The organism is Verrucomicrobiia bacterium (assembly GCA_035765895.1).
Lineage (GTDB): Bacteria > Verrucomicrobiota > Verrucomicrobiia > Limisphaerales > DSYF01 > DSYF01.
The window spans coordinates 17,411-38,219 of the sequence record DASTWL010000058.1 but is presented as its reverse complement, the minus strand read 5'-3'; the positions used below and the strand labels follow the sequence as shown (position 1 = coordinate 38,219).

The window sequence follows — 20,809 nt, the reverse complement described above, 5'->3', positions numbered from 1 at the left end:
CCGTCAGAGATAAAGCCCATTGTTGGCAATGACCTCGGCCACCGGCGCCGGCGCCAGGTGCGCCACGGTCTGACCGGCCCGGACGCGCGCCCGAATTTCCGACGACGAAACGCCCAATGGCCAGCCCCGCAGCGTCTGCCCGCGAAACGGCGCCGGAACCGGTGCCGCCGCTTCGCCCGGCCGGGGAATGACGACGAATTCAGCGAGCCGCGCGAGCTCGCCAGCCTCACGCCACTGCGGCAGCGTGGCGACGTTGTCGGCGCCAATCAGGTAAAACAGTTCCGCCCCCGGAAAGCGGGCCGCATAGCTGCGCAGTGTATCCACCGAGTAGGAAACTCCTTCGCGGCGCAGTTCCTGTTCGTCCACTTCACACCACGCGAGGCCTGCCAGCGCGAGGCGCAGCATCCGGGCGCGCAGCGGCCCCGAAGCCGGACGCGACGCCTGCTTGAATGGCGACTGTGCCGCGGGCACGAAGAACAAGCGGTCGAGCGCCAGTTCCTCGAACGCCGCCTGCGCGACGAGCAGATGCCCGCGATGCACCGGATCAAACGACCCGCCATAGACGCCAATGCGTTGCATGTTCCGATTTTAGCGGAGTCCCGTGCCTCTGCCACGCAAAAGGCGCACCTCGCGCTGCGGGTGCCAGCTTGTGACTTGCTTTTGCCGGAAGTTTCCCGAATCGTGCGCTGATGGGTTTGCCTGAACAACCGGTGATGTTAACGCCCGCACAAGTCGGGGAGTTGAACGAAAAACTGTCCAAAATGCGACACGACATTAACAATAACCTCGCCTTGATGATGGCGGCGGCCGAACTCGCCCGGCTGAAGCCTGACCTGACGGACAAGATGCTTGGCCGGTTGATCGAGCAGCCCGCCAAAATCACCGCCCAGATCAAGGAGTTTTCCGCCGCGTTCGAGAAAACCCTCCAAATCACGCGCTGAAGCGCGCCGGTTCGTAACCCCCGCCCCGGTCAGAACGTCTCTTTTGGTGCAACTTTAACTCAACAACGCTGTTTGTGATGGTGATGAAAACCAAAGTGCTGCTGTGCAGTCTCCTGATCGGCATGGGCTGGCCCGGCGTTTTGCCGGCTCAAGATGCCGCGCCCCAACCGGACAAGCCCAACTGGGAGGAATTGCGCGAGCAACTGCGCAACATGACGCCCGAAGAGCGCAAGGCCAAGCTCAGTGAACTGCGCAGCCAACAGTTTCCCAATCCGGTTCGCCCTCAAATCGGACAAGTCAACCGCCCCGGTCCGGGCGACGGAATCGAGCGGGTGTTTGCCGTGCTCACTCCGGAACAGCGCGAGTCAATGCGCAAGCTGCTGGCGGACAGCCGTGAGGGCATTCACGCTTTGGAGGAACAACTGCGCACCGCCCGGCAGGACGCCTTCACGGCAACCCTCGGCACGAATTACGACGAAACCGTGGTGCGGCAGAAACTTGAAGCGGCCGCCCAAATCGAGGTGCAGTTGAACCTGATTCGCGCCCGGGCCGTGTCCAAACTCCAACCGCCGCTCAGCGCCGAGCAAATTGAGCAACTCAAAAGCCCGGCGGCACCCCGCCACCTGATTCGCGGACCGCAAAGCCCGGCCAAAACACCTGCGCCGCGCCCGCCCGCCGGTTTGCGGGACGAAAACGATCTGCCTCCCCCGGCCAAGCCGTGAGGTTGCCATCCCACCTGACGTTGTGCGGCAAGCCACTGCTCCGGCAGTGGCTTTGCCCTTTGGCGGATTCCGGGTTTTTGGCATAGTGCCCGCGGCATGGACCTGACCGATGCGGAAATCATTGCGGCTGTGCTGCAAGGCAGCCCAGCCGGCTTCGAGACGCTGGTCCAGAAATATTCCCCGCGCCTGTTCGCCACCGCGCGCCGTTACGCCCGGCGCGAGGACGAGGTGCAGGACATCGTCCAGGAAATCTGGCTGAAGGCCTACCAGAAGCTGGGCACCTTTCGCGGTGATGCGCCCTTCGAGCACTGGCTGATGCGGCTCGCGGTGCGGACGTGTTACGACTTTCTCCGCGCCCACCAGCGCAACCGCGAATCGAATTTCACCGACCTGACGGAACCCGAGGCGGACTGGCTGGACCGCTTTGTGACGGATCCCGCCGGCGCCCCGGAAAACGCCGCAGCAGCCAGGCAGTTGATCGAGCGCGTGCTGGAGCAACTTTCGCCCGCCGCGCGCACCATCATCACGCTGCTGGAAATTGAAGACCGGCCGGTCAAGGAAATCGCCCGGCTCACCGGCTGGTCCGTGCCGCTGGTCAAGGTGCGCGCGTTCCGGGCCCGGGCCGAAATGCGAAAGATTCTGGCCAGAATCGCCCGGGACAAGTATTTGTAACCGGGCCTCCCACGGAGGCGTCTGAATTTTTGTGCGTATGAAGGCAACCCAACTCGAACGCAAACTCATCTCCGCCGCGCGGGCCCATCCGCCGTCCGACGCGGTGCCTTACGCCTTTGAACAGCGCATCATGGCGCAGCTCGGCAACCTGCGCCGGGTGGACCAGTGGGCCGCGTGGTCGCAGGCGCTGTGGCGGGCGGCCGCGCCGTGCGTCGCCATCGCCCTGCTGTTGTGCGCGTGGGCCGCCTTCAATCCCGCCGGCAGCACGAATTCGACCGACCTCTCGCAACAGCTCGAAAACACCCTGCTCGTCGCCGTCACCCAGGACGGCAATTCCGCCTGGTGAATTCCTGGAAAGTCATTCTCGCCACGATGGTGATCTTCGGCGCCGGCGTGATCACCGGCGGCCTGCTGGTCCGGCACGTTGCCACGCCGGTCAAGATTCGCCCGCCGCGCCTGTTCAGCGGCAACACCAACGCGCCCGCCGCCAACGTCACGCCCGCGCAATTGCAGCGCCTTGAATTTCTCGTCCGCGCCAACCGGGAACTGGACCTCAGCACCGAACAGCGCGAACGCATCGAGAAAATCCTCCGTGACGGCCAGGAACGCAGCCGCAAGATCTGGGAAAGCGTCGCGCCGGACATGCGCAAGGAACTCCAATCCGTGCGGGAAAAAATCCGCGCCGAACTCTCGCCCGAACAACGGCGCAAGTTCGAGGACTTGATGAAGCGCACGGCGCGGCAGGCCGGCCGCGCCGGCGAGCAGCCGCCCCGCGAACGACTGCGGCCGACGCCGAACGCGCCCGAAACCAACGTTCCTTCCGCCACTCCGCCGGAAGCGCGCTGAAGTCGGAACTCGATACCTGAACGCAAGAGCGCTGCGGCCTTGTTTGGTCGGCGCTCTTCAAAACCCCTCGCTCGCCATCCGCTTGGTTTCCGGCTAGAATGACAGTGTTCCAGATGTCAGTCGGGTAAAATTCACAATTGGCGGGACCATGCAAACGAGGAGCCATTCTTCAGAACGCGGCGACACAAGTGCTCTTGATCTGTTGGTGATGCTTATCGCAGCGGTGATCGTAGCAATGGTGGGCCTCAGCTATTTCGCCCGGGCGCACACCACGTCGAGCCAAGTAAACTGCGTCCTTCAAATGAAACAAATTGGGCTCTCCTTCCGCTTGTGGAGCGGCGACAACGGCGACAAATATCCAATGCAGGTTTCCACCAATAATGGTGGCACGATGGAATGCGTTCGATCTGGCGTTGTCTTTCCGCATTTCGCGGTCATGTCGAATGAACTGGGCACCCCGAGAGACCTCGTTTGTCCGAACGATTCAGGTCGCACAAGCGCCACCAACTTTGCCGCCTTGCGCGATGCCAACGTGAGTTACTTCGTCGTGCCGGAGGCGGATGAAATATTGCCCGACATGTGGCTTTCCGGAGATCGCAACATTTCGACCAACGGCTTGCGGTCTGCCCGAGGGGTGCTGATGTTGCGAACCAATCTGAAGTTGAATTGGACGGCTCAGATTCACACCAACCAAGGAAACCTCTGCTTTGCTGATGGCAGCGTGCAACAATTGAACAATGCCGGGCTAAATCGTTCCGCCACCAACGCACTCGCCGCCTACTACGCCGCCACCACGAACACGGCGTTCCGTCTAGCGATTCCCTGACTGGCCATGCGATTTAGTTCAAAAGCCAATCGCCCGGCCTTCACCGTCATTGAACTGATCGTTCTGGTCGGCACCATCATCCTGCTCGCTTTAGTCCTGATTCCCGGCCTCATCCACGCACGGCAAAGGGCGCAGCGCATTCACTGCGTCTCGTATTTGAAGCAAATCGGCCTGTCATTCCGAATTTGGAGCCCTGACAGCGACGATAAATTCCCGATGGCGCGCTCCACGAACCGGCAAGGAACGCTTGAGTTCGCCAACGAGGTGTGGCGCACATTTCAAGTCCTGTCGAATGAACTGGGCACGCCGTTCATTCTCGCCTGTCCGGCTGATTCACGCCGGCCCGCAGCCAATTTCAGCACGCTCGCGAACACCAATATCAGCTATTTCATCGCCTTGGAGGCCGAAGAGGTTCTGCCGGAATTTCCGCTCGCGGGCGACCGTTTCCTTACAACGGGCCACCCGACGGTCCAAAAGATTCTGACCATCCGATCCAACGACGTCCCCACGTGGGCTGGCCAGGGCCACCAAGGCGGCGGCAATATGGCTTTGGCCGATGGCAGCGTGCAGCAAATGAACTCGGCCAAACTCCAGGAGGTCGTGACCAACGCACTGAGACTGAACCTGGAAGCACACACCAACGCCATCCTCCGCCTCGCCATGCCGGAGTAGTTGCGTCATCTTGCGGGCATGAAGCGTTTCTTCACCGGGCCCGTCATCAAGGCCGAGTTGCTGGTCGTGATGCTGGAAAAGCATGGCATCGCCGCCACGCAAGAATTTGCCGATCCCAGCCAGCCGGACGACGGCGATCTCAGCCGCGAGACGCACGTGTTCGTGCCCGAGGCGGATTACGACCGGGCCTGGCAGTTGTTCTACGCCGAGCGCGAGGACGAGCTTTGAACGGTGCGGGCAATCCGCCTCGCAGTTCCCCCTTCCTTGACTTGTTTCCGCCCATTCAGAACACTGCGCACCCTATGGCCGAGCCGAAAGAAAATGTGTTGATGGAGAAAATCGTCTCCTTGTGCAAACGTCGTGGCTTCATTTTCCAGTCGTCGGAAATCTACGGTGGCATCAACGGCTTCTGGGATTACGGTCCGCTCGGCGCCGAACTCAAGCGCAACGTCAAGGAGCTCTGGTGGAATACCATGATCCGCCAGCGCGACGACGTTGCCGGCCTCGAAGCCACCATCATCATGTCGCCAGACATCTGGAAGGCCTCCGGCCACGTGGCGACGTTCAGCGATCCGATGATTGATTGCAAAACCTGCAAGGGCCGTTTCCGCGCGGACCAGATTGACGAAATCCCCTGCCCGCAAAAGCCCAGCAAGTGCGTGAAGGACTGCCACGGCGAGAAGACCGCGCCGCGCGCCTTCAACCTGATGTTCCAGACCTACGTGGGCCCGGTGCAGGATGATTCGGCCATTGCCTACCTGCGCCCCGAAACCGCCCAGGCAATTTTCGCGCAGTTCAAGAACGTGCTGGAAACGTCGCGCCAGAAGGTGCCGTTCGGCATCGCGCAAATCGGCAAGGCGTTCCGCAACGAGGTGACGCCGCGCAATTACACCTTCCGCTCGCGCGAATTCGAGCAGATGGAGCTGGAGTTCTTCATCAAGCCCGACGAGGCAATCGAAGCGATCAGCGGCGCCGTCGCCACGCCGGGCGGCCCCGGTCATCCGGGCGAACCGCAGCCCAACTGGGGCTGGCAGCTCTGGCATCAATACTGGGTCGAGGAACGCCTCCGGTTTTATGAAGGCATCGGCCTGCCGCGCCACACACTGGTCGAATACTGGCAGAAGCCGGAGGAACTGGCGCATTACGCCCGGGCCACGGTGGACATCCTGTTCAAGTTCCCGTTCAGCAAGCGCGACGAAAAGGGCGAGTTGAAGGGCGAGGAACTCGAAGGCATCGCGGCACGCAGTGATTTCGACCTGAGCCAGCACGCGCGGTTCTCCGGCAAGCCGATGGGCGTGTTCGACGAGGAACTGCGCACGGCCTGGGGCAAGCTGCCCAAGGAAAAGCAGGATGACCTCTGGCGCCGCTACTACGAGAACCGCAAACGCTACCTGGAAAAATCCGGCGTGGAAGCGGAAGCCGCCGCGAAGCAGGCCACCGACGATGCGAACGGTCTCGCGAAGGGCCAATACGTTCCGCACGTCATCGAACCGTCAGCCGGCGTAGACCGCCTCATCCTCGCGCTCATCGCCAACGCCTATACGGAAGTCACCGAGACCGACGACAAGGGCAGGAGCGAGACGCGCATCATCATGAAGTTCCATCCGCGCGTGGCGCCGACCAAGGTGGCCGTGCTGCCGTTGCTGAAGAACAAGCCCGAACTGGTGGCCAAGGCGCGCGAGGTCTATCAGTTGTTGCGCGGCCAGATGAATGCGTTCTATGACGATGCGGGGTCGATCGGCCGCCGTTACGCGCGGCAGGACGAAGCCGGCACGCCATTCTGCGTGACGATTGATTTTGAATCACTCGGCGAGAAGCCGGAGTTGAAGGACACCGTCACCATCCGCCACCGCGACGACGGCCGGCAGGAGCGGCTGCCCATCAGCGAACTGTCCGGCTGGCTGCTGGCCCGGGTGCGCTGATGCCTGCGTCCGCCCAAGTGGAGACGTCGTTCATCCGGCGCCGTGCCCCGACGCTTTGGGCCATCATTGTCGTCAAGCTGGGCAAGGCGCTGTTGCTGGCGCTGCTCGCGGCGGGCTTTGCCTCGCTCATCGGCAAGGACGTCGGCCAGGTGTTCGACAACGTGCTGCGCTTCGTGCGCATCGATCCGGAGCACCGCTTCTTCGCGCGCGTCGGCGAAAACCTCGCCAAAATCACCCCCACCAACCTGCGCTGGCTGGCATCGGGCAGCCTGCTCTACGCCTTGCTGCTCGCGATTGAAGGCTTCGGGCTGATTCGCCGCTCGTGGTGGGCCGTCTGGTTCGCCATCGCGGAGACGGCCTTTTTCATCCCGCTCGAAATGTTCGAACTGCTGGGCAAGTTCAGCTGGGCCATGTTCAGCCTGCTCGCGGGGAACGTCGTGATCGTGGCCTACCTGATTGCCTGCCGCGACAAGTTGTTCCGCCATCACCACCCGAAACCGCGGGCGTGAACGGGGCCGGCGCACCGGCCGGACTGGTTTTCCCGCGTGACCGGCCGGCCCGGGCTTGGCATTTTTCCGCCGCATCCGAAGCGACGACGCACGCGAATCATGGAAACCAAATCTCTGCCTTTTGAGCTGCACGAATTCGAGCACCTGCTGCGCAAACCCAACAGCGACCCCACCGGCTTCGCGAGCTTCTTCAACAGCGGCGAAATCTGGGTGTCACGCGTGCCGGCCCGGCTCGACGTGATGGGCGGCATTGCCGATTACTCCGGCGCCAACGTCTGCGAGGCCGTCCTCGGCCGGGGCATGTTGATGGCGCTCCAGCCGCGCACGGACCGCACGCTGCGCATCCGCACGATGCAGGCGGGCCAGCGCAGTTTGCCGGTGGAGACGCGCATCCCGCTCGATTACTTCGCCTCGGGCGACGGGCTGGCGGACTACGCCCAGGTGCGGGCGTTGTGCCAGGCCAATCCGCTGATTTCCTGGGCGGCTTACATTGGCGGCAGCATCTTCACGTTGTTGCGCGAAGAATCGGTGAAGCTGCCCTACGGCTTCAGCATGCTGCTCCTCAGCGCCGTGCCCATGAACGTCGGCATCGGCAGTTCGGCCGCCGTCGAAATCGGCACGCTGCAATGCCTGAACGCGTATCTCGGCCTCCAGCTGGATGCCGCACGGCTGGCGCGGCTCGGCCAGATGGCGGAAAACCACGTCGTGGGCGCGCCCTGCGGCATCATGGACCAAACCGCCATCACGTGCGGCCACCAGAACCGCCTCACGCACATTCTCTGCCGGCCCGGGCAGGTCGTCGGCGAAGTGGAGATTCCGCCGGGCGCCGGCTTTGTCGGCATCAACTCGATGGTCCGCCATTCCGTCGCCGGCAATCCCTACAGCGACACCCGCATCGGCGCGTTCATGGGCAAGAAGATGATCAACGAAATCCGCGCCCGCACCGGTCGCGCGGCGTTGAACTACCTCACGGAACTTTCCTCGAAAGAATTCCGCGAGGGTTACGAAAAGGAAATCCCACAGGAAATCGTCGGCTCGGAATTCCTCAACCGCTTCAAGACGCACGACGATCCCGTCACCACCATCCAGCCCGACGCAACGTATTCGGTCGTCGGGCCGACGCGCCATCCCATCGAGGAAAACGAGCGCGTGCTGAAATTCATGGACGCCCTCCGCGCCGCGAAGGCCGGCGACGATAGGGCGCTCATCACCGCCGGCGAATGCATGTATGGCGCGCACGCCAGCTACAAGGACAACTGCCATCTTTCCGTCGAGGAGGTGGATTTTCTCGTCGAAGCCGTGCACAAGCGCGGCGCCAAGGCGGGGCTTTACGGCGCGAAGATCACCGGCGGCGGCACCGGCGGCACCGTGGCCGTCTTTGGCCAGCTCGACGCGCTCAAGGAATACATCCCGCAGATCGCCACCGAGTATTCGCGCCGCATCGGCGTGATGCCGGACATCTTTGAAGGCACGTCGCCCGGCGCGCTGGAATTCGGCGCCCGCCGTTACGTCTTCGGCGCGCACGGGTGGCAACGGCGGGAGGTTTGAAGGCAAATGCATGGCGCTGGACTTCGCTCATGTCGGGGGAGGCTTCAGCTTAACTCAGATCCGCATGCCGTGAGTAAAAGCACCACAACCCAACTGGTCGCCAAGCGGGCGGCCATTACGACACTGGTGCTTGTCGCACTTTATACGGCTTTGTGGTTCGCATTGGAGCACTACGATACGGACGACGACGATCCAAGTATTCTCCTTGTCATCTTTGTGGGCGTTGGTGCCTGTGCCCTCATCGCCGCGTTCATTTGCGTTCTGGCATTCGTGGTGAGCAAACTGGAAAAGCCAATTCGATGACCAGGCCGCAAGTAACCATCCGCAGAGCCGTCATCCCCGTGACCGGTATCGGCTCCGCGCTCCTCCTTGCTCCAGACCGTTAATCGGCCTATTTTTCCGCCATGACGCAACTGCTTGAACGCGCTTTCAAGGAAGCTTCAAAGCTGTCCGAATCTGAGCAGGATGCCGTGGCCTCGCTGCTCCTGGCGGAACTGGAATCGGAACGGCGCTGGGAGCAGTCGTTTGCCTCCTCGCAGGACGAGCTGTCCCGGCTGGCGGACGGCGCGCTGCGCGAACTGGCGGACGGCAAGACGCAGCCCCTGGATGTAAAGCGTGACTTCCCGAACGACTAAACAGTTCCGGAAGCATCTCGCGGAATTGCCGCCTCACTCCGGCGGCAGGCGCGAAAAGCCTTTGGCACGTGGTTGCGCGACCCGTGGCATCCGAGTCTTCAGTTCAAACAGGTTCACGCCACCCGCCCCATCTTCTCCGCTCGCATCGGCCTGGACTGGCGGGCAGTTTGTGTCCGCACTGACGAAACATCGCTTTGGTTTTTCATCGGCTCGCACGCCGATTACGACAAGTTGATCAGGTCGCTTTAATCCAATTCCCCATGACCCTCCGCAAAGCCGTCATCCCCGTGGCCGGACTCGGCACGCGCCACCTTCCCGCATCGCACGCGCGCGGTCGCGTTGGCACAAGGAGATGGAGTGCCGCCCGCCCTCACCCTGACCCTCTCCCCCAGGAGAGGGAACAGCCATCGCACGTTTTCGCTTGGCGTAAGTTCACCGAGCCAGCTCCGGCTTCCAGCATTTCCCAAAACCGGCGCACGATTCTCCCTCTCCCCGGGGGAGAGGGCCGGGGTGAGGGCGAGCGTTTCAACCCTCTGGAAAACATCCAACACTCAACATCCAACATCGAACATCCAGTGAATTCCATCGCGGCGCGCAACACCCCTTGGAAGTTGGTTGTTGGTTGTTCGATGTTGGATCTTCCCCCTTCCTCATTCTTCCCATGATCATCCGCAAAGCCGTCATCCCCGTGGCCGGACTCGGCACACGCCACTTTCCCGCGTCGCACGCGGTGAAGAAGGAACTGTTCCCCGTCGTCGGCCCCGACGGCATCGCGCGCGCGCTGTTCCATTACCACCTGCTGGAACTCGAAGCCGCCGGCATCCGCGAGCTCTGCATCATCGTCCAGCCCGGCGAGGACGAGATGATCCGCGCCTACTTGAACGGCCCCGGCGACGATTACCTCAAGCGCCTCGCCAAATATCCGGCGCTCCTGCGCGAAGCCGAGCAGATGCGCGGCTTTGCCCAGCGTGTCTCGTTCGCGGTGCAAACCACGCAGGACGGCTACGGTCATGCCGTGTTCCAAAGCAAAGCTTTTGCGAACGGCGAACCTGTCCTCCTTTGCCTCGGCGATCACCTGTTCCGTGCGAAACGGACCGCGGCTGTCCCCAGCCGCAGCACGTCCAACTGCAATCAAACCGCTGCGGCCGAGGACGGCCGCGCTCCGCTCCCTGAAACAAGCATCGTTTCACCCTTCGTCGAACTGGCGCAAATGGCCGGCGTCAGCGGCGGCCGTTCGGTGTCGGCGGTGAACCGCATTTCGACGGAAGAGTTGAAAGGCTACGGCACCATCGCCGGCAGACGGCGCGCTGAGAATCCGCGATTGATTGACATTTCGCTCATCATCGAGAAGCCCGCCGTGGCCGTGGCGAAGCAGCAGTTGCACGTGGATGGTTTGCCCGCCGGGACGTGGCTGGGCTGGTTCGGCATGCACCTGCTCGCGCCCAGCATCTACGACATCCTCGCCGAAATGATCCGCGACAACGTGCGCGACAACGGCGAATTCCAACTGACGCGCGCCCAGGAAATCCAGCGCCAGCGCGAAGGCTATCTCGCCCTCGAAATGACCAGCGCCCAGCGCTTTGACTTCGGTGTCCCGGATGATTTCGTGCGCAGCGTGCAGGAGTTTCGGCAGGCGTAGCCGCCCCACGAACTGGTGCGGCCGCCGTCGTTTTGGCGGCGAGTTTGCAGCGTGACCGATGGCGTAAGCTGTGGCATGGTGCGCGCGTGACGACATCTGAAGCCACCCAGTTGCTCGAGAAGTTTCGTGCGGGCCAGGCCAGCCGCGAAACCGTGCTCCAAGCCTTTCAAGCCGCGCCCGTGGCGAATCTCGGCTTTGCCTCCGTCGATACGCACCGCGCGCTGCGCAACGGGTTTCCCGAGGTCATCTTTGGCGCGGGCAAAACCCCGGCGCAGGTCGTGAAAATCGCCGCCAAGCTGGTGGAGCACAACGGCCGCGTGCTGGTGACCCGCGTCACGCCCGAGCAAGCCCGGGCCGTTTGCCGCAAGTTCAAGGCGGCCGTTCACCATGAAGTGGGCCGTTGCCTCACCATTGAGAAAACGCCCCTGCCCAAACGCCCGGGCACGGTGGCCGTGATTTGCGCGGGCACCAGCGATTTGCCCGTGGCCGAGGAGGCGGCACTTACCGCCGAGATCATGGGCAATCGGGTTGAACGCATCTGGGATGTTGGCGTCGCCGGGTTGCATCGCCTGCTGGCCCGGCTGGAAACCATCCAGCGCGCAAACGTCCTCGTCGTGGTCGCTGGCATGGAAGGTGCGTTGCCAAGCGTGGTCGCGGGCCTGGTGGCCCGGCCCGTGATCGCCGTCCCGACGAGCATCGGTTACGGCGCCAGCTTCGGCGGACTGGCCGCGTTGCTGGGCATGCTGAACAGTTGCGGCAGCGGCGTGACCGTGGTGAACATTGACAACGGCTTTGGCGCCGGGTTCGCCGCCAGCCAGGTCAATGCGCTGGCGGCCAGCCAAAACAGTGCAGCAGTTAAATGAGTTACATGAGCGAAAGAGTTGCCTGAGTCATGCCGACTGCATCCGCCATTGGACTGATTAAACCTTTCGCTTTTGCAACTCATTCACCCCTCCCATGAAAACCCTCTACCTCGACATCTTCAGCGGCATCAGCGGCGACATGTTCATTGCCGCGCTGATCGATCTGGGCGTGGATGCGCACCAGCTCGAACACGAAATCGCCAAGCTGGGGGTGAACGGTTATCACCTGCGCGTCGCCCGGAAGGAGAAGTCCGGCATCGCCGGCACCAAATTCGACGTCCATCTGGAATCGCCCGCCAATCATGGCCATTCTCACGCGCACCCGCATCCCCATCCTCATCCACATGCAGTGCCGCACGTGCATCCGCCCGCCAAGCCGAAACGCAGCGGGGCGAAAATTTTGAACGCCTCCTTCACCAAATACAATCCGGTCGCCACCAGCCCGGCCCAACCTGAGCATTCGCACGAACGCAACTTCACCGATATTTGCGAGCTCATCTCGCGCAGCGCGCTTTCGGAATGGGTTAAGGAAAAGGCCATCGCGGTCTTCCATCGCATCGCGGTGGCCGAAGGCCAGGTGCACGGCAAACCGCCGGAACAGGTGCACTTTCACGAAGTCGGCGCCGTGGATTCCATCGTGGACATTGTGGGCGCGTGCATCGCGCTGGAACTGCTCGGCCGGCCGCGCGTGCTGGCCGCGCCCGTGCAGGAAGGCAGCGGCTGGGTGAATTGCGCGCACGGCCGGTTTCCGCTGCCCACGCCGGCAACGCTGGGCATTCTCGGCGCGCGGGGCATTTCCGTCACGCAATGCGAGGAGCCGCATGAACTCGTCACGCCGACCGGCGCCGCGCTGCTGGCCGAATTCGCCGAAAGCTTCGGGCCGATGCAGGAGCTGGTCGCGGAAAAGGTCGGCTTCGGACTCGGCACGCGCGACAACCAGACGCGCCCCAATGTGCTGCGGGCGGTGCTGGGGGAAACGCACCGCGCGGAACCCGAAACGCCGGACGCCGAACAGCCCGAGAGCCCGGCGCCCGCGCCCTGGGTAACGGAAACTTCGCCCGCGGCATCCGCCCGCCTCAATCCGCCCGCCGCGATCGATTGGGAGACCGACACCATCGCGGTGCTTGAGACCAATCTCGACGACATCAGCGGCGAATGGCTCGGCGCCTTCGTGGAAAGGGCGCTGGCCGCCGGCGCGCTGGATGTGTTCCACACGCCGATCCAGATGAAGAAGAACCGGCCCGCCGTGTTGCTGACCGTGCTGTGTGCGGAGGCGGATGCCGACCGGTTCTCGGAAATGCTCCTGCGCGAAACGACCGCCTTTGGGGTGCGACGCACGCTGGCCGAGCGGCGCAAGCTGCGGCGCGAGTTGATCCAGGCGGCGACGCCCTACGGCGAAATCACCGTCAAGCTGGGACGGCTGAACGAGGAAATCGTTCAGGCCGCACCGGAATTTGAGTCGTGCCGCGCGGCGGCTGCCCAAGCCGGCGTCCCGCTTAGGATGGTTTACGAAGCCGCGCTCCAGGCGTTGTCGGCGGGCAAGTAACCGGTGATGAAGGGTTTGGCCCGGCCGCCTTTTCCCGCGATTGTGAGTTGGAATAACTTCATTCCTGTGCAAGGCTGAAGCCCGTTATTGCAGGATGATGAAGTTGAATTCAATGCCAGCCGGAACCCCCCAATTCCTCCCCATCTCGCGCGCGGACATGGACGCGCGGGGCTGGGAACAGCTCGATGTGCTCCTCATCACCGGGGACGCCTACATCGATCATCCGAGCTTTGGCGCGGCCGTCATCGGGCGCGTGCTGGAAGCGGATGGCTTCCGCGTCGGCATCATCGCCCAGCCCGACTGGCGCAACGCCGAAGCCTTGAAAGTGATGGGCCGGCCCCGCTTGTTTTGCGGCGTCACGGCGGGCAATTTGGATTCGATGGTGTCGAACTACACCGCCGCGCGCCACAAGCGCCGCGAGGATGCCTATAGTGAGGAAGGTCGGATTGGCCAGCGTCCCAATCACGCCGCCGTCGTTTACGCCCAGCTCGCCCGGCGCGCGTTCCCCGGCCTGCCCATCGTGCTCGGCGGCGTCGAGGCCAGCCTGCGGCGCGTGGCGCATTATGATTATTGGTCCGACGGCTTCAAACCTTCGATCCTGCTCGATGCCAAGGCGGACCTGCTCGTCTTTGGCATGGGCGAAAATGCGGCGCGGGAAATCGCCCAGCGGCTGAACGCCGGACGGGACCTCGCGGGCATCCGCGGCACGGCACGGTTGCTCGGCGCCAAGGCCACGGCGGCGCTGGATTTCAGCAAACTGCTGGAGCTGCCCAGCTACGACGCGCTGCTGCAGGACAAGAACCTCATCACGCCCATCACCAAAATCGTCGAGCGCGAGCAAAGCCCGTTCAACGGCCGGGTGCTGGTGCAGCGACACGGCGACCGCGCGGTGGTCATCGAATCCCCCGCGTTCCCGCTGAAAGGTCCGGAGATGGATGCGTTGTATGACCTGCCCTTCGCACGGCGGCCGCACCCCATCTACCAGAAGCCGATTCCGGCGTTCACAATGATCAAGGATTCCGTGACGGTCGTGCGCGGCTGTCCGGCCGGCTGCACATTCTGCGGGATTGGCGTGCACCAGGGCAAATTCCTCACGAGCCGCAGCCAGGAATCCATCCTGAAGGAGGTCCGGCAGATGAGCGAATCACCGGATTTTCGCGGCACCATTTCCGATCTCGGCGGGCCGACGGCCAATCTCTACGGCTGCGAAAACGACGTGGAGGACGCGTGCAAAGTCTGCCGGCGCCCAAGCTGCCTGCATCCGACGATCTGCAGCAAGTTCCACGTGGAGAGCGACCCGGCCATCCAGCTCATGCGCGCGGCCCGCCAGGCCGAAGGCGTGAAGCACGTTCACATCCAGTCCGGCATCCGCATGGACGTGGCGTTCCGCACACCGGAGTATTTGAAGGAACTCATCCACCACCACGTTTCCGGCCACCTCAAGGTCGCACCGGAACACCTGCATCCCGACGTGCTCAAACGCATGCGCAAGCCGGCCGTTCCCTTCGAACGCTTTCAGGAACTGTTTCGCGAAGAGAGCAAGGCGGCGGGCAAGGAGCAATACCTCGTGCCGTATTTCATTTCGAGCTTTCCCGGCTGCGGCGACCAGGAAATGGGCGTGGTGGAAAAATTCCTGAAGAAGTCCAACTGGAATCTCCAGCAGGTGCAGGACTTCATTCCGCTGCCATTGATGCCCGCGACCGCGATGTATGTGACCGGGCTCGACTACGACACCGGCAAGCCGATCACCGTCGCGCGCAACGCGGGTGAACGTTACCGCCAACGGCAGGCACTGGCGCCGAATCAGCGAACGGGCAGCGCCTGCGCCGGCCAGCGCAAGCCGGCGTGGCCGAAAAAGCCGCTGGCCGTCATGGCCACGGACGACGAGGAAGACGCCCCGAACTGGTGAGCCGGCCGGGATCGCCCGGCCGTTGCCCCGCTTGAGGCGTTGGCGCGCTGTCTTTCACGCTTTGCCCGGTTTGGTGACCAGCACGATGACCTGGCTCGGCCGCAAACCGTATTCGTAAGGCGTGGGCAGGTAATCCAACGGATATTCCGGCGACACGTCGTAGAGCGGACCGCTGCCCTGGATGTCGCGATACAAGTTGTCCGTGGCGAAGTGCTGTTTGTTCGCGCGGTCCTTGTTGAGAATGATCAGGGCCTCCTGCCGGGCCGACAACGAACCCTTCCACAGATATAAAATGTTCGGATTCTGCGTCGCCAGCACCTCGGTTGGCGCGTCTTCCTGAAAAACCGGATTGGCGGCCTTGATGTGGTTGACGGCGCGGATGAACGGCGACAAATCCACGCCGGTTTCCTCCCAATCGGTCGGCCGCGTGTCCACGACATGCAGCCGGCGGCGAAAGCCAAATTCAAAGCCAATCGGCATCATGATGCCGGCCGAGAACAGCGCGCTGAACAGATACTGCCGTTTGACGGCCGCGAGGTCGTCGGGCAAATCTCCCGCCAGCCGCGGCGTGTCGTGGCTGGCGGGAAAGCTCACGGATTTGGCGAAGGCGCGGGTGAGGTTGTATTGCTCCAGCAGCCACGGGCTCGTGTAGTCCCACCATTTCGAGCTGTTGAAAATGTATTCAAAACCTGCGCGCGCGGTCTGCGCCGTCTGCGCCGGCGAGCAGCCCAGCGTTTCGGCGAGGAACACCACCCCCGGATGTTTCTTGTGCGTCTCGGTGATGAGCCGTTGCCAGAAGACGTCCGGCACCTGGTAAGCCGCGTCCGCGCGAAATCCCTGCACGCCGAGGCTGATCAAAAACTCCACCACCTCGAACAAATACCGGAACAACCCCTCCTTGTCCGGCGTGTGCTTGTGATCGAACTGCGCGAGATCCTTCCAGACGACCTTTTTCTCCCCCTCCATGCACCAGGGATGCGCAATTTTGCCGTGCTCGTGTTTGAACCACTTGGGATGCTGCCGAATCAGATCGGAATCAAACGCGCAGTGGCTCACGACGAGGTCCACCATGAGTTTCAGGCCCAGCTTCTTTGCGGTCGCCGCCATCCGCTTGAATTCCGCCGCCTGCTGGCGCGGCGTGGTGCCTTCCACGAACAACGGATTGAGCCGGAAATAATCCTTCACCGAATACAGGCTGCCCGAGTAGCCCGGATAGTGAACCGGGTTGATGAACACCCAGTCGAAGCCCAGGTCCGCGGCGCGTTGCAGATGCGGCGTCCAGTTCCGGACATTGCCGGCCAACAATGGAAAAAGGTTGTAGATGATCATGCAAAACTTGCCTCCGCTGCCCCCACAGCATGAAGCAAGTTGAGCAATCCGTCACGCGCGTTTACCAGAAGCGACGGCGGCTGGGGCCATTGCTCCAGAATCGCGCAACCGTCAAAATTCCGCTGCTGCAGCCGCCGCAACAGTCCCGCCAGGCCGGTGGCGTTGTAGCCCGACGGCCCGGTGAAGAGCGGCAGATGGCTGTCCTTGTCGCCGTGGTTCTCGTGCAGGTGCAGGTGAATGACCCGGACGCGTGGCGACAGCGCGTCGAAATAGCGCCAGTAGTTGTTGCGTGTGGCTTCAAACAAATTGGCGTGGCCGAGATCAAAACACATGCCCACATGCGCCGTCGGCACGTCCGCACATTGCCGCAGGGCGTCGAACAGCGCGTTGAAATCCTCCGGCCCGGTCCAGACGGTGTTCTCCACCGCCAGTTTCAGACCGGCCTCGGCGGTCAGCACCAAGGCCGGCCGCAGCGCGCGCACAAAATGCCCGGCGCCGTCCCGCGCATCCAGATGCACGTTCACCAACGTCGCGCCGATGGCGTGCGCGAATTCAATGGTGCTGTAAAGCCGGCCGTCCTCGGGATTCCGCAGCGGATTGAAGTCCAGCGGCGCGTGCACCGTGAGCATCACGTCCTGGGCTTGCGCGCTCTGCCGGATGGCCCGCCGCGCCGCGGCATCCACCTCCCGTTCATCCCATCCGCCCGCGTCCATCGGCCCGCGATCCGGGAAAAACTCGAATGCGGTAAAGCCGTTGGCCAGGGCGAACTCAAACGGTTCCAACATCGAACTCGCCGAGTGCGCGGTCTGGTTGCCAATGCGCAGTTTCATTTCACAATCCCACCTGGGGCCGGGTCTGGACGACGAAGAATTTCCCGTGGCTGAAGGCGCCCTCGATGTCCTGCGGCGCGCCAAACGCCTGCTCCACCACTTCACCGAGGCGCGCAATCTGGCCGAGCAGCCCGGCGCGCTGCGCGACGTCCCACACGAGCCGCTCGGAAGTGTAATCCAGCGTCCGCTCCTGCGGTTCCGTCAGCAGCACGCTGTCGTAGAGACCGGCGCCCGCGTAGCCTTCGAGGTCTTCGGCGTTCGAGTCCGAGCGGAAAATCAACCCGGCGCCGAACAGGCCGACGCTCTTGCTCGGATACGCCAGCACGGTTGGTGCGCCGCTTTTCTTCGGGCAAACGAAGCTCAACGCCCGGCCGGGATAATTGCCCACCAGCGTTTCGCCCAAGCCCGGCACGACCTCGGCATACACTTCGTCATGATTGCCCGTGAATGGATTCACCGTGTGAATGACGAACGCAAACTCGGCTTCGATGACTTCCTGAATCAACACCGCCATCTGCACGGCCTCGTGCGGAAAGCCGCGCGCCTGGCGGCTGAAATACGCGCGGTCGTTCCATTTCGACGCCCAGACTTGTTTGATGCGCTTTGCCGCAATGGCCCAGTCTTTCGCTGCCGGAAGACCAGTCCTTTGCATCAGCGCCTGAAGCTTCGCCTGTAACGCCGCCGGAATTTCCAACTCCAGCAAGCTTGCGCGCATCTCTGCCAACCGGTCTTCTGGACTGTCAACGCCTCCCTTCACCCGGCCTTCGGCCACCCGCTCCCCATCGGATGGGGAGCGGGACGGGGTGAGGGGTTGGCTGTAGTGTTCGAGCAACTTCCGTAGTTCCTGATAACGCCTGGCCACTGCTGCATTCGCCTCGTCCGCCAGCACGGCATCGAACACGCCGAACGGCAGCGCCACCGAGCGCGGCGTGCGCAGCCAGTCGGGCAGCTTCGCGCTGAGTTCCTTGAGGTGCCACGACTTCCCGCCGACGCGGCCCTTCGTGAATTCCGCCATTGTCAGCACATCCAGCGAAGGCTTCGCGGGCGCCACCCTGGCTTGGGGCCGCGCGTTCCGGCGCGCCGGCGTCTTGGGAATTTTCCCCGCGGACGCGGCGAACAACACATCGCCCGTTGCGCTGACCTGGAGTTCAACCACCTGCCCCGGCATCGCCTTGAGCCGGTCGAAGCAGGCGCGATCGTAGCACGTCGCAAAGAGCAGGTTGGCATTCCGCGCCCGCACCGCGACGTGCGACACGAGATCCACCGAGCTGGGCGTGATGACGGCGCGCACGCCTTCGGGTGGTTCTTCGTCGCCGAAAACTTTTTCCGCCACGATTATGGTGGGTTGCTCAAAACGCCTTCCTTGCACCGCCCGGAACGACTCCACCACCAGCACTTCACCCATCGCGCTGCTCGGGCTGATGACCTGCCAGTCACCGAGTTTGGCGAGCTTGCGCAGCACCGGATCGAAATGATGGATCAGCATTGAGAGCAGGAAGACCGACTGTCCGCGCACGACTTCCTCGGAGAAAAGTTTCACGACCCATTGGTCGGCCTCGAACGCTTTGCCCAGCACCTCAGCTTTCGGCTGGAGGAGCTGGTAGGCGGAATCAATCTGCCCTTCGACGGCGCGACGCAGCCGGTCAAGCGCTGCTTTCGCGTGCAACGCCCAATCCGGGCTGAAGCGTTGCTCCGCCGGGAGCCGCTGCCATTCGCGCTGGCATTGGGGAAGTTCATCGGGTGGCGCCGCCGTCCCGGCTGCGAGTGGAGGCGGCGTCCCGCCGCCGGTTCGAGCGTTCCCGTCCGGCACCGGGACGGTGCCGGAACTCGCGGGCGAGGACGCCTGCGCTACGAGCAGCAGGTTCTCCGTCGCGCGGGCGATGAGGTCCACCAGTTGCTCCCCGCTGAAACCGGAATGAATCGCGCGCTCGATGACGGTGCGCAACGCCTGTTCCAGTGCGAGGTCGAGGTAAAGCAGTTCCTTCACGATGCCCGCGTTACCTTCGTGATTGAGCCGCGCGTGCAGCGTCTGGCGGACCTTTGTGATGCCGCTGACCAGGTCGGTCACGCCGACGTGCGGATTCTGGAAGTTGTGCAACAGCCAGCCCAGCGTGTCGCGCGCGCCGCCATCAAGCAGGTGACCGGCCGCGTTGATGGCCGTGAACAAATCCGTGCCGGAGTGAACCGACTTGAGCAGCACGAGGTAGTTGCCGAAGTCATGGAGCAACGCGTCCTTGAGGTGCGGATGCCACTCGGGATTTTGCGTGATGGGCCGCTCGAAGCCGGCCAATCGCTCACGCGTTACTCCGCCCGCGAGCAAGGTTTGATCGTAAGCCCGCAAGTCGCCATTCGCGTGGAGAAACGCCAGATACGCCTCGCAGATGACGACGTCGTCGGGCGTCGTGTTGTTGTGCAGCTTCTGGTGCCATTGCTCCATCCACGTGCCGCCGACCTCCTTGATGTGGTGGCGGTGCATGATCTGGAGGATTTCATCCCGGATGCGCTGGCCGTCGCCGCCGCGGCCCAGGCACGCGAGCAGGGCGCGGATGAGGTCGCGGTTGGTGGGTTGCTGGATGAAGGCGGTCGCGAGCCGCGCGGTCAGCCGGTCCTGCGCGTGGGAAAGTTCGCGCGGCTTGGTGTTGTAATTGCGCTGCCAGTCGAGCTGGCGGATGCCCGAGTAGCGCAGCCAGACGAACAACGTGGCCCAGGCATCGCGCGCATCGCCTGCTTCGTCAATCAACTCGTGGCACAGGTTGAACCGGTGCATGAGCGTCCAGCCGTGCGGCCCCATCTCGCCCGCAACGATGCGCTCCTGCAACGCCGAAAGCGGCAACGCAGAGGTGGGGCGCTCGACGAGCTGGATCCAGTAATCTTTCCCACCGTTGTTGTCCCAGCGGTTGGCGTCGGCATTGAACAAAACGAACACAAGGAAGCGCGGGGCATCGGCCTCGGCGAAGCGCAGCGTGAGGGAGCGTTCGCCTTCCACCGCCGGGAACGGTGTCTGCACGGCTTGTTGGCCGGCGGACACGGTGCCGGGCGGCCGGGCGGATTCGGCGGGCGCCTGCCATTGGCCGGAACGGCGCGACGCGACGCCCCAATGCAGCACCTGTCGCCCGGCACCCTTGAGGCGCAGAACGATCTCCAATTCGGCGCCGTGGCTTCGTTTTTCCACCCCGAGCCACAGGTCGGCGCGATTTTTGATCAACTCATCCAGCACAAACGATTGGTAAGTGGCGCTGACGACGCGTGCAAATTATTTCGCCGGGCGCTGTGCAGCGATTTTTACGGACCCCGGCGGGTTTTTGCTTTGGCCGCGTCGCGCTCAGGGCTAGCCTTTGAGCAACGCATGCGCCAAACCCCGTCGTGCGTGAAGCGATATGGCCAAGAAACGCTCGTCCAA

21 protein-coding genes are annotated in these 20,809 nt (G+C 63.2%); 17 read left to right on the top strand and 4 right to left on the bottom strand.

Annotation, left to right across the window (positions count from 1 at the left end; translation table 11 throughout):
- Window positions 1-3: 3 nt before the first annotated feature.
- Window positions 4-579: a nicotinate (nicotinamide) nucleotide adenylyltransferase gene (nadD, locus tag VFV96_12020; GenBank protein ID HEU5071122.1), complete on the bottom strand. Its 576-nt coding sequence runs from the start codon at window positions 577-579 to the stop codon at window positions 4-6.
- A 182-nt stretch (window positions 580-761) separates the two neighbouring features.
- On the opposite strand from nadD, the gene VFV96_12015 reads away from it, so the two are divergent.
- The 17 genes from VFV96_12015 to VFV96_11935 all read left to right on the top strand — a co-directional run bounded on the left by VFV96_12015 (window position 762) and on the right by VFV96_11935 (window position 15,250).
- Window positions 762-941 (top strand): hypothetical protein, encoded by a 180-nt coding sequence (locus tag VFV96_12015; protein ID HEU5071121.1) that lies wholly within the window; start codon window positions 762-764, stop codon window positions 939-941.
- An 83-nt stretch (window positions 942-1,024) separates the two neighbouring features.
- The gene (locus VFV96_12010; protein HEU5071120.1) at window positions 1,025-1,663 is read left to right on the top strand and encodes a periplasmic heavy metal sensor; all 639 of its coding nucleotides are present in this window, start codon (window positions 1,025-1,027) and stop codon (window positions 1,661-1,663) included.
- Between the two features lie 96 nt (window positions 1,664-1,759).
- Window positions 1,760-2,335, top strand: coding sequence for an RNA polymerase sigma factor (locus VFV96_12005; protein ID HEU5071119.1), 576 nt, complete (start codon window positions 1,760-1,762; stop codon window positions 2,333-2,335).
- Between the two features lie 37 nt (window positions 2,336-2,372).
- On the top strand, window positions 2,373-2,681 hold the full coding sequence (locus tag VFV96_12000; GenBank protein HEU5071118.1) for a hypothetical protein: 309 nt from the start codon (window positions 2,373-2,375) through the stop codon (window positions 2,679-2,681).
- Window positions 2,678-3,181 carry a hypothetical protein gene (locus VFV96_11995; GenBank protein ID HEU5071117.1) on the top strand — a complete coding sequence of 168 codons (504 nt, stop codon included), beginning with the start codon at window positions 2,678-2,680 and terminating at the stop codon, window positions 3,179-3,181. Before VFV96_12000 ends, VFV96_11995 begins: the two co-directional genes overlap by 4 nt.
- Before the next feature lie 301 nt (window positions 3,182-3,482).
- Window positions 3,483-4,007, top strand: coding sequence for a hypothetical protein (locus tag VFV96_11990; GenBank protein HEU5071116.1), 525 nt, complete (start codon window positions 3,483-3,485; stop codon window positions 4,005-4,007).
- A gap of 6 nt (window positions 4,008-4,013) precedes the next feature.
- Complete coding sequence (locus VFV96_11985; protein ID HEU5071115.1) at window positions 4,014-4,679, top strand: H-X9-DG-CTERM domain-containing protein; 666 nt, start codon at window positions 4,014-4,016, stop codon at window positions 4,677-4,679.
- Between the two features lie 18 nt (window positions 4,680-4,697).
- The gene (locus tag VFV96_11980) at window positions 4,698-4,907 is read left to right on the top strand and encodes a hypothetical protein (protein ID HEU5071114.1); all 210 of its coding nucleotides are present in this window, start codon (window positions 4,698-4,700) and stop codon (window positions 4,905-4,907) included.
- A gap of 74 nt (window positions 4,908-4,981) precedes the next feature.
- Window positions 4,982-6,601 (top strand): glycine--tRNA ligase, encoded by a 1,620-nt coding sequence (locus VFV96_11975; GenBank protein ID HEU5071113.1) that lies wholly within the window; start codon window positions 4,982-4,984, stop codon window positions 6,599-6,601.
- A complete protein-coding gene (locus VFV96_11970) occupies window positions 6,601-7,110 on the top strand; it encodes a DUF2127 domain-containing protein (protein ID HEU5071112.1) in 510 nt (169 codons plus the stop codon). Before VFV96_11975 ends, VFV96_11970 begins: the two co-directional genes overlap by 1 nt.
- A 99-nt stretch (window positions 7,111-7,209) precedes the next feature.
- Window positions 7,210-8,658: a hypothetical protein gene (locus tag VFV96_11965; GenBank protein HEU5071111.1), complete on the top strand. Its 1,449-nt coding sequence runs from the start codon at window positions 7,210-7,212 to the stop codon at window positions 8,656-8,658.
- A 69-nt stretch (window positions 8,659-8,727) separates the two neighbouring features.
- Complete coding sequence (locus tag VFV96_11960) at window positions 8,728-8,961, top strand: hypothetical protein (GenBank protein ID HEU5071110.1); 234 nt, start codon at window positions 8,728-8,730, stop codon at window positions 8,959-8,961.
- A gap of 101 nt (window positions 8,962-9,062) precedes the next feature.
- A complete protein-coding gene (locus VFV96_11955) occupies window positions 9,063-9,293 on the top strand; it encodes a hypothetical protein (GenBank protein HEU5071109.1) in 231 nt (76 codons plus the stop codon).
- 661 nt (window positions 9,294-9,954) lie between these two features.
- Window positions 9,955-10,932: a sugar phosphate nucleotidyltransferase gene (locus VFV96_11950; protein HEU5071108.1), complete on the top strand. Its 978-nt coding sequence runs from the start codon at window positions 9,955-9,957 to the stop codon at window positions 10,930-10,932.
- An 86-nt stretch (window positions 10,933-11,018) separates the two neighbouring features.
- Window positions 11,019-11,795: a nickel pincer cofactor biosynthesis protein LarB gene (gene larB, locus VFV96_11945; GenBank protein HEU5071107.1), complete on the top strand. Its 777-nt coding sequence runs from the start codon at window positions 11,019-11,021 to the stop codon at window positions 11,793-11,795.
- A gap of 94 nt (window positions 11,796-11,889) precedes the next feature.
- Window positions 11,890-13,341 (top strand): nickel pincer cofactor biosynthesis protein LarC, encoded by a 1,452-nt coding sequence (gene larC / locus VFV96_11940; GenBank protein HEU5071106.1) that lies wholly within the window; start codon window positions 11,890-11,892, stop codon window positions 13,339-13,341.
- Between the two features lie 112 nt (window positions 13,342-13,453).
- Window positions 13,454-15,250 carry a YgiQ family radical SAM protein gene (locus VFV96_11935; GenBank protein ID HEU5071105.1) on the top strand — a complete coding sequence of 599 codons (1,797 nt, stop codon included), beginning with the start codon at window positions 13,454-13,456 and terminating at the stop codon, window positions 15,248-15,250.
- 54 nt (window positions 15,251-15,304) lie between these two features.
- On the opposite strand, the gene VFV96_11930 is transcribed toward VFV96_11935, so the two are convergent.
- Genes VFV96_11930 through VFV96_11920 form a run of 3 tightly spaced genes read right to left on the bottom strand, consistent with a single transcriptional unit; the run spans window position 15,305 to window position 20,626 of the window.
- Window positions 15,305-16,579 carry an alpha-amylase family glycosyl hydrolase gene (locus tag VFV96_11930; GenBank protein ID HEU5071104.1) on the bottom strand — a complete coding sequence of 425 codons (1,275 nt, stop codon included), beginning with the start codon at window positions 16,577-16,579 and terminating at the stop codon, window positions 15,305-15,307.
- Window positions 16,576-17,409, bottom strand: coding sequence for a sugar phosphate isomerase/epimerase family protein (locus tag VFV96_11925; GenBank protein ID HEU5071103.1), 834 nt, complete (start codon window positions 17,407-17,409; stop codon window positions 16,576-16,578). Before VFV96_11925 ends, VFV96_11930 begins: the two co-directional genes overlap by 4 nt.
- A gap of 1 nt (window position 17,410) precedes the next feature.
- Window positions 17,411-20,626 (bottom strand): PEP/pyruvate-binding domain-containing protein, encoded by a 3,216-nt coding sequence (locus tag VFV96_11920; protein HEU5071102.1) that lies wholly within the window; start codon window positions 20,624-20,626, stop codon window positions 17,411-17,413.
- Between the last annotated feature and the right edge of the window lie 183 nt (window positions 20,627-20,809).